This window comes from Limnohabitans sp. (genome assembly GCF_040401495.1).
In the GTDB taxonomy this organism is placed as follows: domain Bacteria; phylum Pseudomonadota; class Gammaproteobacteria; order Burkholderiales; family Burkholderiaceae_C; genus Limnohabitans.
Map to the genome: position 1 here is coordinate 1 of NZ_JBBAOI010000007.1, position 16,270 is coordinate 16,270.

Consider the following 16,270-nt stretch of genomic DNA (forward strand, 5'->3'; position numbering starts at 1 on the left):
AAAAAAAGATATTATTTTTTCTGCATGCGTTTTTCATCATATTCCACATGATGAGCACTCATTTTGGTTGAGTGAATTATATAGGGTTGCTAGTGATGATGGAATGCTAGTAATCTATGAGCATAATCCACTTAATCCATTAACAGTTAAAGCAGTTAATACATGTCCGCTTGATGTTAATGCTGAGTTAATAACTGCCAGAAAATTAAAAAAAACAATGGAAGAATCTGGCTGGAAAAATATCAAAATTCACTATAAAATCTTTTTCCCTGCTTTTTTAAGTTTTTTGAGACCCATTGAGCCTTATTTGGCATGGTTTTGCGTAGGTGCCCAGTATCGAATAAGTGGTTTTAAAAATTGCAAGAAGAAATCATGAAAATAAAAAATATATACAAAGAATTTATAGAGTTTATACCAAGTCTATTTAACTATATTAAAGATAGATCAATATTTTTTACTGCATTATTGGTAACACTATTATTCTATTATCCGTCGTTACTAAATAAATCTTATGATGCGGGTTTTTTATATGGAGGAGATGTTTTAGGGTTTTATTGGCCTTCTTTAATAAAAGTTCAACATTTAATTTCAAATTTTCAATTTACAGGCATCGATTTTTCACAATTTAATGGAAGCGCTGATTTTTTTCTTACAGCTAATTTCTTTGGAGTAAACCCCTTTTTTGTACTAATATTTATAATAACGTCACCATTCAATCTTAATAATAGGGATGTTGGCCAGGTCTTAGTCATTGTATTGATGACAACAAGTTTTCTTGCATGCTATTACTCTATTAAGTTGGGATACATTGTATATAAATTTAATAAATATCAATCTGTATTTTTAGGAGTTGGTTATGCTTTTAGTATTTATTTTGTAAGTAGCCTTGATGAGCCGCAGTTTAATTTTTGTGCAACATTGATACCTTGGGTAATATATCAAATATTGCATTACGTTCAAAATCAAAAGACGCAGAATTTAATATATGCAATATTTCCAATAATTGGAATTTTGCTAGGAGGTTACATTCCTTTTGGTTTGGCATGTCTATTGCTAGCTCTTGCATTGGTAGCATTGCAATTGTATGTATCAAGCGGTAATTTTATCGAAGCGTTGACTAAATCTATATTTCCGCCATTTATTGCAAGCATTATTGTCCTACCCTACATGTATTCAGCATATGTTTTTCTAAAGAGCTCTCCAAGCGCCAATACTGCTTCTATATTCTATAGCGCCTTTGAATTGAGCGAACTTCCACAATCAATACTAAGGCTATTTTCAATAAACTACCCAATTTCTGGTCCATTCTATGAATTCACAGTATATTGGGGAATTGTGCCGTTCATCATTCTATTGGTTGGAATTCTTTTCATAAGGTTGGACCAGAAATTATCCTTGAATGACATTTCAATAATCAAATCAAGTATCGTTATTTATGGCCTTACCGTTCTATCAATTTATGGAACTTTTAGTGTAGTAAGTTCACTTGTGTATTACTTTGTGCCTCAAATCGGAACAATGCACATTTATCAAAGATTTTTGATGCCTGCAAACCTATGTTTTTTTCTAATTACTACTATATTTTTAAAATTAGTAATTGAGAATAAGTCATTTGTTGGTCTTAGAATATTATTGGCATTTATTGGAATACTAATTCTATATTTTTCAATTAGTCTGAGTACGCAATCTGAGGTAGTAAAAATAATAGGTTTAAATAACTATATTATCTTTGAGCTAATATTAGCCTTTGTATTTATAATTTCTCTTCTCATTCCTGGTTATAAATTCCAATATATAGTTGCTATTGCTCTTATTGCTTTACCGATTGGCAATAGAATGTATGAGTACTCACGAGGGGGCAATACTTATTCTGAAAAGATTAAAATAGCGCCTATGGCTCTTGATGAGCAGAGTCAGAAGAATTTTGTTGACTATTTAAATAAAAGATTCCCAAATAAAGAGATAATAAAGTATGCTGATTTAACACCCCTATGGTCTAAGAGTGGAATCGAATCATTTCCAAAAACATTCCCATACTTTGTATTAAAGGGAGTAAACCTTTCTTCCTACGGAGGTTTTAATTTCTATCTTTCATCACAGAAAGATTACATGGATATCATGCCGGTTCGTGGTAGCTATGAATTGCAACCTAATTGGCAATATTTAAAAGATACATGTGTTGATTTTTTAATAGTTTCAAGCAATCAATTAAATGCATATTACTTAAAAAATTTACTGCAGGGCATCAACCCATCAGATTTTTATAATTTAAGTAGTGATCTTTATGCAGTTCCAGCCGATAAAGTATTTGGGGGTGGGACTACTAAATACAATAATGGTTTTTTTCAAGTAAAGTCAGGTCTGTATTCTGAAGATACTTCAGCCGTAAACATAGCTAAAAATAAACCTACTAACCAGTCGGGCGAAGCTTATGGGGCGCCATCATCGAGAGTGGTGGATGGAAATACAAATGGAAACTTTTTCTCTGGCTCAGTATCACATTCTGAAAGTAACCCAAGTGCTTGGATAAATATAGATTTAGAATCATCATATTCAATAAATAAAATTAAAGTTTGGAATAGAGCAGATTGCTGCTCAGAAAGATTGACTAACTTTTGGGTATTTATTTCAAATACCCCCTTTAACGATAATCTTAATGCAGATCAAACCAGAAGTCAGAAAGGGGTATATTCATTCTTAAATCTAAATGCAAATCCTTTTGCTGTAATAAATATTCCAGAAACTGTTAATGGTCGGTATTTAAGAATACAGCTTAATGGTGAAGACTCTAATTCTAAAATTCTAAGCTTAGCTGAGGTTGAGGTTTTCACTGCAGAAAAGTCTACTTTAGCTATGAAAAATTCTAATGATGGTGAAAATAATGAGTTTAAAAATTTCAAAACTAATTATATCAATCATATTAAATTTTCGTTAGATAATGATATTCCACTAAATCTCCAATATTTATTTTGGAAAAATAATAATCTTCATTTTTATCTGAATGGAGAAAAGTTGCATTCTCTAACAAATGAAAACGGAAGTTTTATTTTCAACGTTGCGCCTGGAAAGAATGTTATTGAGGTAAAGTATAGAAACTTTCCCCTTAACATGTTCTGGTTACTTTATGGATTATATTTTTTATTATTGATATTTTTTATTATTAAGGATTTCTTAAATAAAAGAAAATTTCCGTGAACAGCATTAAAAACCCTAGTTATTTTACTATTTTTAAATTTTTAATAGTTGGATTTTGTAATTCAATAATTGGTTTGGGTACTATTTATTCATTGATGTTTTTTTTATCGGTAAATTATTTTTATTCTAATGCTGCTGGTTTTTGCGTCGGTATTATATGTAGTTATTTGTTAAACAAGAACTGGACCTTTCAATTTCCTCATGATCATCAAAAGAGTTTTATTTTTCATAAATTTTTATTTATAATATTCCCATCATATTTAATGAATATATTATTTGTTTATATATTTAACAAGTATCTTGATAAAAATATCTATTTTTCACAATTAATTGGTGTCTTTATCTATAGTATATTGTCTTACATTGGATTAAAAAAATACACTTTTAGGAAATAGTTATTGCAAATTATTTATAGTGCTTTTAATTTTCTCATTTGATTTATTTTTAATTTTATTCGTTTATGAAAATTCTTGAGCATCCTTCTATTTATCATTCCTATCAATTACTTGGCGGATTTTTCGTTCAAGACTGAAGGCATTTGATGAATTTATAGATTTTAGTAAAGTTAGAAGAGTTATTGATATTGGGTGTGGTCCGGGTCATATTATTTCCTATGTTCCAGACCATGTCGAATATATTGGAGTAGATACGGATCGCAAATACATAGAATTTGCTCAGTCACGGTTTGGGACTCGCGGTAAATTTATTTGTGATAATTTCTCACCAAATCTTATCCAAAAGGTTGGAACTCCAGATTTAATTCTTAAGAATGGTGTTCTTCATCACATGGACAATTCTATTGCCATTGATGTAATTGGCCATGCAAAAGATTGCTTAGCTGATGGTGGAATTTTTCTTTCTCTTGATGGTTGCTATAGTGAGAATCAGAATTTCATAGCCCAATATTTGCTAAAACTGATCGTGGGCAGTACGTCAGATATCATTCTGATTATAAAAATCTTGTTGAGGGTCAGTTTGGTAATGCTGAAGTTTTTGTACGATCTAACTACTCCTGGGTTCCTTACACTTTTGCCATAGTTCGTGCAAATAAATAGATCATTTTATCTTGTCAATAATATGCTTACGGATTTTCACGTATGAAAATCGGTGTTGATGCTAGCTTGTTACATTATCCTATGACGGGTATTGGTAGATCACTGGTAGAGTTAGGGAAAAATCTCTCTTTAAACAACTCTAATATTATCTTTTATACACCAAGACCTCTTATTAAATTTGATTATTTAAACATTAGTACAAATTTTTTTTTGCCAAAGGGTAAGTTTTTTGACTTGATGTGGTTTCATTTCCTTCTTCCTTTTTACATTAAAAGAGATGGGATTGATGTTTTTTGGGCCCCTTCACATCGATTACCTTTTTTATTACCTGAATCTTTAGCTACCGTTTTAACAATACATGATTTAGTGTGGATTACGCAACCACAGACAATGAAGTTTTTTGGTTGGCTGCTAGAAAAAATGCACATGCCATATTCTCTATTTCATGCGCATAAAATAATGTTAGTTAGCAATTCAACCAAACATGATTTATTAAATGAATATCCCGATACTAAGCATAAGTTAACTGTTATCCCACTTGGAGTTAATACTCCAAAATTTATTAGTAATTTAGCGGTTGCCAAGAGATTTGGAATTAGCAATGAATATATATTATTTGTGGGAACTCTTGAGCCAAGAAAAAATTTATATAGATTAGTTGAAGCCTATTTAAGATTATCTTCTGAACTTAAATCAAAATATAATTTAGTTATAGTTGGACGAAATGGTTGGGGTAACTTTGATCTTGATAATTTAATTAAATTAAATAATTTGTCTGAAAATGTTAAGAGACTAGGCTACATATCTGATGAGGATCTGACGTCTCTTTATCAGCATGCTATTTTCTTGGCTATGCCATCTTTAAGTGAAGGCTTTGGGTTGCCAATTCTTGAGGCTATGTCAGTTGGAATTCCTGTGCTCACTTCAAATTGCTCCTCTATGCCTGAAATAGCAGGAGATGCTGCATTATTAGTTGATCCCTTATCTATAGATTCAATTCAAGGGGGCCTGGAAAGACTGCTGACCGACCCCCAACTAAGAATTAGTTTATCTGCTAATGCTCATAAAAATGCAATGAAATATTCTTGGGATAAGTGCGCAAGTGACCTCATGAATCTTTTTGAGGAGGCTGTAACTTCTCATAAGATTAAAAAACTTTGAAAATCCTTCATTTTTACAAGACTTATTATCCTGATAGTTTTGGCGGGGTTGAGCAGGTCATTTTTCAACTGGCTAGTGGATCGGCGAGACTTGGCATAGAGTCGACTGTTTTATCGCTCACCCCCAATAAAGTAGAGGGGGTGATTGAGATTAATGAACATCAGGTATTTCGATGCCGAAGTAATTTCAAAATAGCTTCTACAGATTTTTCCCTAAGCAGTTTTTGGAAATTTAATGAGTTAGCAAAAAAAGCCGATATTGTTCATTACCATTTTCCTTGGCCGTTTATGGATTTGGCCCATTTTGTCGTCAGCCACAATAAGCCCTCTGTCGTTACCTATCACTCGGATATTGTTAAGCAAAAAATTCTCTTAAAACTATACAGACCTTTGAAAAATAGGTTTCTAAAAAGTATAGATTCAATTGTGGCAACCTCTCGAAATTACAGGGTAACTAGCAATGTCTTGCAATGCCATCAAAATAAAGTGGAAGTCATACCGATTGGACTTGATAAAAACCTCTACCCACCTATCAATATTGAGCGCGTCCAATATTGGAGAAAAATTTTAGGTGATAAATTTTTTCTATTTATTGGGGTGCTTCGATACTACAAGGGTTTAAACATCTTGCTAGATGCCTTGGCTTTGGGCGATTTGCCGACAGTCATTGTTGGCGCTGGCTCCATTGAATATGAGTTAAAGGTTAAAGCTGAATCCCTGGGTTTGAAAAATGTACTTTTTTTAGGTCAGGTGTCTGAAGAAGATAAGGTTGCAATTCTGGACTTATCTTATGCAGTGGTGTTTCCATCTCATTTGCGCTCAGAGGCATTTGGAATTTCATTATTGGAAGGAGCTATGTTTGGAAAACCCATGATTTCCAGTGAAATTGGTACAGGAACCTCATTTATCAATATAGATCAGAAGACTGGCATTGTTGTATCACCCTCATCCCCTAAAGATTTGCACATAGCAATGTCCTATTTGTGGAAAAACCCGAAAGTTGCAGCAAGAATGGGGCTTAAAGCTTTTGATCGCTATGAAAAATTCTTTACTGCTGACAAAATGTGTCAAGCTTATGCAGAGCTTTATCAGCGCTTAATAGATGAAAAATCTAAATAATTAATGCTTCTAATTTATCGCTAATTTAGATTCATCCTTTCTTGATAGCGCATACCTTATCTGTTTTAGACCAGCGCCCTCGATTCATAATTAGGTGTAAACTTATATCAAATTTTACAAAGCCCCTGTGCAGCACCTGCGTGCACAAAGTGACAGCTGGCCCTAATAGCCCTTATAACTTCAATCGTTTATAGAATAAACATAAATAATACTTGGAGTAACAATATGAAAATTAAAAATCTTCTTTTAATGTTATTTGTATATCCGTATTTAATATCTACTTACGCTAAAGACGCCCCACAAGCCCCAACCCCAACACCTCAGCCAAGCCTAACCCAGTTCAATTACAAACTCACCCTCATCGTCGATTTCAAGAAACGTGAAAAAATTCTCAAGGCTAATGGCGAAGAACCTACCGTGTTGGACAAGGCCATATCTAAGCTGAGCAGCGAATTTCAAGCGGGTGAGGTTGTTGACATTGTTGAGAAAAAGCAAAACCAGCTCAAGATCACCTCCACCATGAGCCCCACCTCTATGGTCAGTCTATTTATTGGGGACAAAAAGTTTCGGCGTGAGTCTTTGAGCGTTCTTGACAAGGCTGGCTACAAGACCTACTCGTACTACGAACAGCGGGGTGATTCACCACGTTCCACCTCGCTGGTTGACTACAAAAAGATGAGCACCAGCTTTTATGTGGGCAACAAGATAGACCGCACTGAAAAGATCAGCTCAGACGTTTCTGACATGCTCACTGTCTTGTACGAGGGCATCAGGCCTGACAAGAAGAACCTAGAGTTCAATTTCAGCTCATCCAAGTCATTAAAGAAGTTGCAATTTTCTCCGGCTGAGATGTGGGACTTCACTGTGGCTGGTGTCAAGTACAAGGCGCGAAGGTATGTCAAGCGTATCGACAAGGCTGACCCAGCCTCTTTCGAGATCTGGATCGAAGAGACCAAGAAGATTCCGCTTCGCTACCAAATTGGCTTGAATGAAAACTACGGCGTCACCATGCTGATGGAGCTTGAGAGCTTCAAGCCCTAGTGTCTATATGTGTTTTAACAGCAGGCCAACCAACTCATCTACCGTGTGCTTGTTGGTGTCTAAGCTTAGGCTGGTTTTGCTTGGCGGCTCGTAGGGGCTGTCAATGCCAGTCATGAGTGGCAGCCTGCCACTTCGGGCCTTTTGATACAGCCCCTTGGGGTCGCGTTGCTCGCATATATCGAGCGGGGTGGCCACAAACACCTCCAAGAAGTTCTCTTCCCCTATCAACTGCCTCGCCATCTCCCGTTCTGCCCTGAACGGGCTGATGAAGGCAGTCATCACGATGAGACCGGCATCCATCATCAGCTTGGCCACCTCGGCCACGCGGCGGATGTTTTCTACGCGGTCTGCATCGGTGAACCCCAGGTCCTTGCTTAGGCCATGGCGCACATTGTCCCCGTCCAAGATATAAGTCCTCTTGCCCTGCGCATGCAGTGCAATTTCCAAGGCGTTGGCGATGGTGGACTTTCCCGACCCAGATAGCCCCGTGAACCAGATGACCTTGCCCTTGTGGCCGCCCAGTTCTTCGCGTGAATGTCTTGAGGTGCTATAGGCTTGATGGTATAGATTCTTGGGGGGATTAAGGGGGTCAAGTGGCATGGTTTTATTAGAGTTTTTTTATGACTGCAGGACAAACGGTCGCATCAATTTACCGGACGCTACTTATATTTTAGCGGGCACCTTCATTGGCTTTGTGGTCGGGTTGACAGGCGTCGATGGCGGCGCCTTAATGACGCCCTTACTCGTCCTTGTCTTCGGGGTGCCGGCAATGACCGCGGTTGGCACAGACCTGTATTTTGCAAAACGGACAAATTCTCATTTGACTCAGACTTTTGGGTCGTCAAACATCAAAGCTGATTGCAATATACTTTTGTCATATAGGTGGGGGTATGACTGTTTTCACATCAACCGTCTTTACAAACAACCGCACACAAGCGGTCAGGCTTCCTGCTGAGGCAAGGCTGCCGGAGAGCGTTAAAAAGGAGAGCAGAAGGGCCTTAAACGAGAGAGCTTTTGATGCTGAAGTACCTGCTCGACACCAATATCGTTATCTACGTTATCAAGCGCAGACCTTTAAAGGTCTTGGATGCATTCAACGCCAATCACGACCGCATGGGGATATCTAGCATCACCTTGTCTGAATTGATTTATGGTGCAGAAAAGAGTGCTGCTGTTGACAAGAATCTACGTGTAGTCGAGGAGTTTGTCAGCCACTTGGGCGTGTTCCCTAACTTGGCTCTTCAAAACGGGGCTTAGCACATCACAAGACTTTGCTACATTAACCTCGCTAGTTTGAAATGTGCGAACTGCAACCCGTCGCACATTTTTTTCGTCTTTTTTCAGCTCACTAGAGCCATGTCGAGGAACACCATGCACAAAAACCTCATCGCAGCGCTGTTTGCGCTCGCTTTGTTTTCGGCCCCAACGCTCGCAGCTCAGCCTTTCACCTCACCCCTCAAGGTCGGCTTTGTCTACGTCACTCCACGCTTGCCCAGCGGCTGGGTGCATCAGCACGAGTTAGGTCGCTTGGCCATGGAGGACAAGCTCAATAAAAATGGTCGCAAGGTGCAAACCGTGTTTGTGGAAAACGTGGCCGAAGGTGCTGACGCCGAACGCGTCATTCGAGACATGGCACAACAAGGCGTGGGCTTGATCTTCACGCCAAGCTTTGGGTATATGGAGCCCACCATGAAGGTGGCGGCAGACTTTCCAAATGTGAAGTTCGAGTCCATCACGGGTTACAAAACCGCGCCTAATGTATCTGCCGCTAACGCACGTTATTACGAGGGCCGTTTTTTAGCGGGTATCGCCGCAGGACGCGTCAGCAAAACGGGTATCGCGGGCTATGTGGCAGGTTTTCCCATTCCTGAAGTCATACAAGGCATCAATGCATTTGCTTTGGGCATGCGCTCAGTCAACCCACAGGCCCAAGTCAAGCTGGTTTGGCTCAACAATTGGTTTGACCCTGCACGAGAGCGAGAAGCGGCCATGACGTTGATGAACCAAAAGGCGGATGTACTGGCTTTTCATACCGCTTCAGAGGCGGTGATGGTGGCGGCCCAAGAGCGGGGCAAGATGGCCATTGCTTACCACTCGGACATGCGTCACATTGCGCCGCAAGCGCAACTGCTGGCTGTCACCCATCACTGGGGCGACTACTACAGCCAACGCGCTGAGCAAGTCATCAATGGCAGTTGGCAAAGCGGCAATGTATGGGGCGGCATGCATGAAAAAATGGTTCAAGTGGGCGCATTTGGCCCCAAGTTGCCCATGCGGGTTCAAACAGAATTAATGCGTTTGCAGCGTGCCATCGGGCGCGGCAGTTTGCAACCCTTTGCAGGTCCCATCTTAGATAACCAAGACCAAGTGATTCTTGCGCGTGGCCAGTCCTTAAGCGACAAAGAAATTTTGAATATGAATTTTCTGGTGCAAGGGGTTCAAGGGCAGTTACCTTAAGGCTTGTCATCCGGCGTCTGAGCTTCAAGTTCGCGCATTTGAAGCAGTTCTTTGGCTGATATGACCCTAGGCCTTCCATTGACAGACACCACAATGCCAGTGTTCGTCTTGATGGCCAAGTCTTGTGCAGAAATGGCTGCCCGTTGCATAGCGGCATAAGAGCCAGCGAGGTCGGGGTCACTTGAGCTGCGAATGTCTTCGGTATTCATCTGTTACTCCAGTCTATCAGTCGTGGCTCTACACCGGCGTTGTCATATAGGACCCATGAATCCACCAACAGCTTGTAGCGCAGGTGGAAGTTATTTAGGCCTGACTTGAAGCGCCTGCGAATCACATCTTCAGGGATGTTATGACCACCCTGTATGACGCGCTGGGCTACCCGTGCCACTGCGGCATCTGCATTGGGCAGGGACAAGAACCAGAGCTTCACCTGGTAGCCCAATCGCTGCCAAAGTTGGATCTTGCGAACATAGGACAGCCCAGAAAGCGTGGTTTCGAATGCAAAGCTTTTGCCCGCGTCCACAAATTCGTCAATCTCTTCAAGCATCAGCCTGCCTGACTTGAGCTCGACTGATTCTGGGTTGAACGGTGCCAGGCCGGCAGCAATTAGGTCTGCGTTGATAAAGTTCTGAGTCTTGGCCTCACTTGGCAAAAAGTCTTTGGCGAAGGTCGTCTTGCCTGCTCCGTTAGGCCCTGCGATGATGATAATTTTTTTCAAACCTTGAAAGCCTAAATGGTGAACAGAGGATGAAGTTGTAGGGTGATTATGCACACATAGAGCCTCTCACTAATGCCTACAATCCACCTATTCATAAAGAGGCAAATGCATGAGTATCAAAAGCGACAAATGGATTCGCCGCATGGCTGAGCAGCACGGCATGATCGAGCCCTTCGAGCCTGGTCAAATTCGCCAAGACGCTGCTGGCCAAAAAATTGTCAGCTACGGCACCAGCAGCTATGGATACGACATCCGCTGTGCGCCCGAGTTCAAGGTGTTTACCAATATCTACAGCACCGTTGTTGATCCGAAAAACTTCGACCCCAAGAGCTTTGTCGATATAGAGGCCGACGTCTGCATCATCCCCCCCAACAGCTTTGCGCTGGCACGCACTCTTGAGTACTTTCGAATTCCTCGCAACGTACTGACCATCTGCTTGGGTAAAAGCACCTATGCCCGCTGCGGCATCATCGTCAACGTCACCCCCTTCGAGCCAGAGTGGGAGGGCTATGTGACCTTGGAATTCAGTAACACCACGCCGCTGCCTGCGAAAATTTACGCTGGTGAAGGTTGCGCCCAGGTGCTTTTTTTCGAGAGTGACGAGGAGTGTGAAACCAGCTACAAAGACCGTGGTGGTAAATACCAAGGTCAGGTGGGTGTGACCTTGCCAAAGGCTTGAAAACAAGCCAAAACCTTGGCTTTTGAGTACTTTCTCTAGAGTGCGACAATCTTCAGCTATATGAATTCATTCTCGCAACTGCAGTTAGATCCCCATTTGGCCAAAGCCGTCGCTGAAATGGGCTACGAATCAATGACGCCTATTCAGGCACAGGCCATCCCAGTGGTGCTCTCAGGCCAAGACGTCATGGGGGCCGCCCAAACTGGCACTGGCAAAACCGCTGCTTTCTCGCTGCCCTTGTTGCAGCGCATGCTCAAGCATGAAAACACGTCGACTTCACCAGCCAGGCATCCTGTCAGGGCCTTGGTTTTGTTACCAACTCGAGAGCTTGCCGATCAAGTAGCACAGCAAGTCAAGCTGTACGCCAAATACACCCAACTGCGTTGTGCGGTGGTGTTTGGTGGCATGGACATGAAGCCACAGACAGCAGAGCTCAAAAGAGGCGTAGAGGTGTTGGTGGCCACACCCGGCAGGTTGTTGGACCACATCGAAGCGAAAACTGCAGTGTTGAACCAAGTGGAATACGTGGTGTTGGATGAAGCTGACCGCATGTTGGACATTGGCTTTTTGCCCGATTTGCAGCGCATCTTAAGTTACTTGCCCAAGCAACGCACCACCTTGTTGTTCTCAGCCACTTTCTCACCCGAGATCAGACGTTTGGCAGCCAGTTATTTGCAAAACCCTGTCACGATTGAAGTGGCTCGGCCCAATCAAACCGCTTCAACTGTTACGCAGTTATTTATCAACGTGAATGAGGACGATAAACGCCGTGCCCTCAAACTGATTCTTAAGCAAAAAGCCATCTCCCAAGCCTTTGTGTTTGTTAACAGCAAACTGGGTTGTGCACGTTTAGCACGGTCTTTAGAAAAAGATGGTTTGCGCACAGCTGCTTTGCATGGCGACAAGAGCCAAGATGAGCGCCTTAAAGCCCTGGAAGCATTTAAAAAGGGCGAGGTGGATTTACTGGTTTGCACCGATGTGGCTGCGCGTGGTTTGGATATCAAAGACGTGCCAGCCGTGTTCAATTTTGATGTGCCATTCAATGCAGAAGACTATATTCACCGCATAGGTCGCACGGGCCGCGCAGGTGCTGAGGGCTTGGCCGTGAGTTTTGCTTCAGCTTCAGACTTGCGCTTGGTCTCTGACATTGAAAAGCTCACCAAGCAAAAAATCGAATTCACCGTTCTGGAGTTTGATGAAGAGCGTTCATCTCCAAGGCGCTCTCGTGAAGAGGATGATGACCGACCACGCCGCAGTTACGAAGAACGCTCAGGTTCCTCGCGTAGTCGCTTTGCGCCAGTCAAGGCACCAGCAGACCCATTTTTTGATCAACCCTATGAGCCTAGTGCACAAGCGCTGGAAAACCAAGCGAATCAAGCCTCTTTGAAAGAAACGACAGCGTCTGTGCGGACGGGCATCTCGCCCAATATCAAGCCCAAGCGCAAAGTGGCGGCGCTATTTAAGACCACCGAAACCCTCTGACAGCTAGCGCTTCTCTACCGAGTCCACGGTAATGCGTTGGTGCTGTCCTGGTCCTAAGGCATGCAAATGCATAGCTGTAAGCCCTCGTCCCCAGACACAGCCTGAATCTAGTGCCCATACATCTTGGCGTTGCAGCAAAGGCAATGAAGACCAATGCCCAAAGGCAATGGTGACATCTGCAGTTTGGCGATCAGGTGCTTCGAACCAAGGCACGTAGCCCTCTGGCGCAATGTGCGGGGCTCCATGGTGGGCAAATTCCATTTCGCCCTCTGGGGTGCAATAGCGTAAACGTGTCAGGCCATTGACGATGACCCGTAAGCGGTCTATGCCTTGCAAACCATCATGCCAACCGGCAGGCAAATTGCCATACATCTGTCGTATGAAGTCTTGCCAGTCAGTGCTTTGAAGCACAGCACTGACCTCTGACGCCAGAGACAAGGTTTTGGATGTACTCCAAGTAGGAAGTACGCCTGCATGCACCATCAACACATCATCTTGCATCAGCGCCAAGGCTTGTTGCCTAAGCCAGTCCATCAAACTGTCACGCTCTTGGCTTTGCAACAGGTCACCTACCGTATCACCTGGTTTTAGCTTGCGCACCCCCAAGTGCACGCCCAGTAAATGCAAATCGTGGTTGCCCAGTAAACACTTGGCGCTGTTGTCCAATGCTTGCAAGCGCTTTAATACACCGATGTTGTCAGGGCCACGGTTGATCAAGTCGCCCAATAAAAAAACGGTGTCGCGACTAGGCGAGAAGCCTAGGGTGTCCAAAAGATAGCCCAAACTGGCATTGCAGCCTTGGACATCGCCAATCAAGTAAAGTGCCATGGCATGATTGTCGTAGATTCCTCTTTGTTTCGACCTTATGGACTTAATTTAGGCTAATGCCATGGATGTATTACTGATTATCTTTTTGACTTTCTTGAATGCCATCTTTGCCATGTCAGAGATGGCACTGGCGTCAAGTCGAAAAAGCTTGCTTTTGCACTTGGAGTCGTCAGGTGCTTATGGCGCCAAAGCCGCGTTGGCGCTGCAAACACGGCCAACAGAATTTTTGTCCACCATTCAAATAGGCATTACTACTTTGGGCGTGATCAACGGTATCGTTGGTGAAGCTGCATTCAGCGATGGTTTGTCTGCTTGGTTATCTGGGTGGTCTGTTCTCCAACCTGTTGCAGGTATTTTGGCTACTTCTGTGGTGGTGACGATCATCACATTCAATACGATTTTGTTTGGCGAACTCGTTCCAAAGCGTATAGGTCAGTTGTTTCCTGAAACCGCTGCACGCTGGACTGCGCCCATGATGCTTGCCGTGGCCACGATGGCCAGACCCTTGGTGCATCTGCTTTCTAAAACGACTGCCGTTATTTTGCATTTGCTGCGCATTGACGCCCATCAAACGAGGCAAGTGACCGAAGAGGAGATTCGAGCCAGCTTGGTCGAAGGCGTTGACGCAGGTTTGATTGAGCACCACGAACACCAAATGGTTAAAAATGTATTTCATTTGGATGAGAGGGAATTACCCTCCATCATGGTGCCTCGAACCGATATCGTTTGGCTTGACAGTCAACTCTCAACCCAGCAAGCGGTGGAGTCTTTGTCTGAGTTGGACGCACACTCTTGGTATCCAGTGTGCCGAGAAGGTTTGGATGAGATTTTGGGCGTTGTCAGCATGGCCAGTTTGTTGCATAACCGCTCTTCTGCTGAGCCCATTGCGCAGTGGATGGAGGCTGCTGTTTTCGTACCTGAAACACTCAGCGGATTGGACATGTTGGCGCAGTTTCGCCATCCCCATCAAACTTCAAATGCGACCACCTCCAGCGGGGGTGGACGCATGGTTTTGGTGGTGGACGAGTATGGGGTTGTGCAAGGCTTGATGACGCCACGAGACATGCTTGAAGCTATCACCGGTGAGTTGGTGCAAACCAATGCAGAAGATCAAGCATGGGCGGTTCAGCGCGAAGATGGCAGTTGGTTGCTCGATGGCATGATGCCTGTTCAAGAACTCAAGTCGCGATTAAATATCAAAGCACTGCCGCAAGAGGATGATGCCATTTACAACACACTGGCAGGTCTGCTGCTTGCCGTGTCTGGCAGATTGCCTAAAGTGGGTGAAGCGACCTATGCACAAGGTTGGCGCTTTGAAGTCGTTGACTTGGATGGCAGGCGTATCGATAAGGTATTGGCCAGTTACCAACCACAAGGCTTGGACTCGGGGCCCAATACCTAAGCTTGGTAGATCGGTTTTGCTTTAGTGGGGCTTCTTCTCTTGAGGGGAAATGTGGTCGAGCTTTGAATTGATATCGTTCACGGTTTTGCGAATGGCGTCGACCCTGCCGTGAAACTCTTCCATCCTGTGCTGTTTGGCAAGAAGCGCTTCCTGTTGGAGTTTGATCATTTCTGGGCTGAGAGCCTCAGGTGCTTTTGGGGCAATGGGTTGACGCTTTATTGGTGCGGCTGGATTTAATTGGGCGACGGATTTGGCTTGTGGGGGGAGGATAGGTGCTGGCGTAGCAGAAAGCAGTTGAGCTTGAGCAAGCTCGTTTGTTTCTTCCTTAACTAGCTCGACGTGGTCAACCAATGATTCGTCCGTCAATGCTTGTGTATGTAGATCTTCCTCAGGGGGATCCTCGATTTCCATGTGGTCATCGGGAAAGTCGTCGTTAGCATTGACAAACAAAGGGATAGGTTCAACAGGTTCTGGAACTGCAACAGCGACATGGTGGTCTTCTATGGCGGTGTCAGGCAAGGGTGCATGGGTGTCGCTGATATTGTCTTGCGGCACTGCTGCCAGATGATCTTCAAGGCTATCTTTGGCAATGGCAGCATGGAGGTCTTGCACCTTGTCACTGGGCACAACAGCATGGGTGTCGTGCAGTCCTTCATTAGAGATAGCTGCTAGATGCTCTTGCGATGCATCATTGGCAATGCCCACCACATGATGTTCTTCGGGTTCTTCAGCTACACCGATCAAATGGTCTAGTGCGTGTTCATCGGCAACATTGACAAGACGATCTTCAAGCGAGTCAGTGGCAACACCAATGCCGGCTTGGCTGTGCAGATGGTCAGGGCTGATGCCAATCATTGATTCATGTAGCTCATCTTCTTGGACGTTCGCAATGACATCCGTCTTCATATGCTCCGCTGCAAAAGCCTGCTGAGTGTCAATAGACTCATTTTCAGAACTTTGTTTCAGTGCGTTTTGAGCTAGCTGTTCTTCAAAATGGGATTGATCGTGACCAATCTCCCCTAGCTCGCCCGCAACAATATCGCTTCGCCTGGCCTTGGCGCTGCTAGAACCTTCTGGTATTTCAACTGAAAATGCTTTTGTACTGCGAATAAGCGAAGGTTCTTTAGAAGCCAT

16 protein-coding genes and 2 pseudogenes are annotated in these 16,270 nt (G+C 43.2%); 13 read left to right on the forward strand and 5 right to left on the reverse strand.

Annotated elements, in window-relative coordinates; all coding sequences use genetic code 11:
- From AC9UEO_RS06630 to AC9UEO_RS06660, 7 genes are all read left to right on the forward strand, one after another.
- Positions 1-376 (forward strand): class I SAM-dependent methyltransferase (locus AC9UEO_RS06630; RefSeq protein WP_509531279.1); only part of this gene is annotated, 376 nt, incomplete at its 5' end.
- Positions 373-3,195 (forward strand): galactose-binding domain-containing protein, encoded by a 2,823-nt coding sequence (locus AC9UEO_RS06635; protein WP_509531281.1) that lies wholly within the window; start codon positions 373-375, stop codon positions 3,193-3,195. The genes AC9UEO_RS06630 and AC9UEO_RS06635, both read left to right, overlap by 4 nt.
- A complete protein-coding gene (locus tag AC9UEO_RS06640; RefSeq protein WP_509531283.1) occupies positions 3,192-3,590 on the forward strand; it encodes a GtrA family protein in 399 nt (132 codons plus the stop codon). The genes AC9UEO_RS06635 and AC9UEO_RS06640 overlap by 4 nt, the downstream gene beginning before the upstream one ends.
- A 154-nt stretch (positions 3,591-3,744) precedes the next feature.
- Positions 3,745-4,233, forward strand: coding sequence for a class I SAM-dependent methyltransferase (locus AC9UEO_RS06645; protein ID WP_509531486.1), 489 nt, complete (start codon positions 3,745-3,747; stop codon positions 4,231-4,233).
- Between the two features lie 59 nt (positions 4,234-4,292).
- The gene (locus tag AC9UEO_RS06650; protein ID WP_509531285.1) at positions 4,293-5,411 is read left to right on the forward strand and encodes a glycosyltransferase family 4 protein; all 1,119 of its coding nucleotides are present in this window, start codon (positions 4,293-4,295) and stop codon (positions 5,409-5,411) included.
- The gene (locus tag AC9UEO_RS06655; RefSeq protein ID WP_509531287.1) at positions 5,408-6,529 is read left to right on the forward strand and encodes a glycosyltransferase family 4 protein; all 1,122 of its coding nucleotides are present in this window, start codon (positions 5,408-5,410) and stop codon (positions 6,527-6,529) included. Before AC9UEO_RS06650 ends, AC9UEO_RS06655 begins: the two co-directional genes overlap by 4 nt.
- A 225-nt stretch (positions 6,530-6,754) precedes the next feature.
- The gene (locus tag AC9UEO_RS06660; RefSeq protein ID WP_509531289.1) at positions 6,755-7,570 is read left to right on the forward strand and encodes a DUF3108 domain-containing protein; all 816 of its coding nucleotides are present in this window, start codon (positions 6,755-6,757) and stop codon (positions 7,568-7,570) included.
- Positions 7,571-7,573: 3 nt separating this feature from the next.
- On the opposite strand, the pseudogene cysC reads toward AC9UEO_RS06660, so the two are convergent.
- A pseudogene (cysC, locus tag AC9UEO_RS06665) lies at positions 7,574-8,134 on the reverse strand (adenylyl-sulfate kinase); the annotation flags it as partial.
- Between the two features lie 34 nt (positions 8,135-8,168).
- Here cysC and AC9UEO_RS06670 point away from each other — a divergent pair.
- The 3 genes and pseudogenes from AC9UEO_RS06670 to AC9UEO_RS06680 form a co-directional block, all read left to right on the forward strand.
- Positions 8,169-8,405: pseudogene (locus AC9UEO_RS06670) on the forward strand (TSUP family transporter); the annotation flags it as partial.
- A gap of 182 nt (positions 8,406-8,587) precedes the next feature.
- Positions 8,588-8,827 (forward strand): PIN domain-containing protein, encoded by a 240-nt coding sequence (locus tag AC9UEO_RS06675; protein WP_509531291.1) that lies wholly within the window; start codon positions 8,588-8,590, stop codon positions 8,825-8,827.
- Positions 8,828-8,941: 114 nt separating this feature from the next.
- A complete protein-coding gene (locus tag AC9UEO_RS06680; RefSeq protein WP_509531293.1) occupies positions 8,942-10,027 on the forward strand; it encodes a BMP family ABC transporter substrate-binding protein in 1,086 nt (361 codons plus the stop codon).
- On the opposite strand, the gene AC9UEO_RS06685 is transcribed toward AC9UEO_RS06680, so the two are convergent.
- Positions 10,024-10,236 carry a hypothetical protein gene (locus AC9UEO_RS06685; RefSeq protein ID WP_509531295.1) on the reverse strand — a complete coding sequence of 71 codons (213 nt, stop codon included), beginning with the start codon at positions 10,234-10,236 and terminating at the stop codon, positions 10,024-10,026. The genes AC9UEO_RS06680 and AC9UEO_RS06685 overlap by 4 nt on opposite strands.
- Complete coding sequence (locus tag AC9UEO_RS06690; protein ID WP_509531297.1) at positions 10,233-10,745, reverse strand: ATPase; 513 nt, start codon at positions 10,743-10,745, stop codon at positions 10,233-10,235. The genes AC9UEO_RS06685 and AC9UEO_RS06690 overlap by 4 nt, the downstream gene beginning before the upstream one ends.
- 109 nt (positions 10,746-10,854) lie before the next feature.
- On the opposite strand from AC9UEO_RS06690, the gene dcd reads away from it, so the two are divergent.
- Both dcd and AC9UEO_RS06700 read left to right on the forward strand, forming a co-directional pair.
- Positions 10,855-11,424 (forward strand): dCTP deaminase, encoded by a 570-nt coding sequence (gene dcd, locus AC9UEO_RS06695; RefSeq protein WP_509531299.1) that lies wholly within the window; start codon positions 10,855-10,857, stop codon positions 11,422-11,424.
- Positions 11,425-11,484: 60 nt separating this feature from the next.
- Positions 11,485-12,906, forward strand: a complete 1,422-nt coding sequence (locus AC9UEO_RS06700; RefSeq protein ID WP_509531301.1) for a DEAD/DEAH box helicase — start codon at positions 11,485-11,487, stop codon at positions 12,904-12,906.
- A 3-nt stretch (positions 12,907-12,909) separates the two neighbouring features.
- Here AC9UEO_RS06700 and AC9UEO_RS06705 read toward each other — a convergent pair whose 3' ends face one another.
- Positions 12,910-13,734, reverse strand: coding sequence for a symmetrical bis(5'-nucleosyl)-tetraphosphatase (locus tag AC9UEO_RS06705; protein WP_509531303.1), 825 nt, complete (start codon positions 13,732-13,734; stop codon positions 12,910-12,912).
- A gap of 61 nt (positions 13,735-13,795) precedes the next feature.
- Between AC9UEO_RS06705 and AC9UEO_RS06710 the strand changes: the two genes are divergently transcribed.
- Positions 13,796-15,136: a hemolysin family protein gene (locus tag AC9UEO_RS06710; protein ID WP_509531305.1), complete on the forward strand. Its 1,341-nt coding sequence runs from the start codon at positions 13,796-13,798 to the stop codon at positions 15,134-15,136.
- A gap of 21 nt (positions 15,137-15,157) precedes the next feature.
- On the opposite strand, the gene AC9UEO_RS06715 is transcribed toward AC9UEO_RS06710, so the two are convergent.
- Positions 15,158-16,270: a hypothetical protein gene (locus AC9UEO_RS06715; RefSeq protein WP_509531307.1), complete on the reverse strand. Its 1,113-nt coding sequence runs from the start codon at positions 16,268-16,270 to the stop codon at positions 15,158-15,160.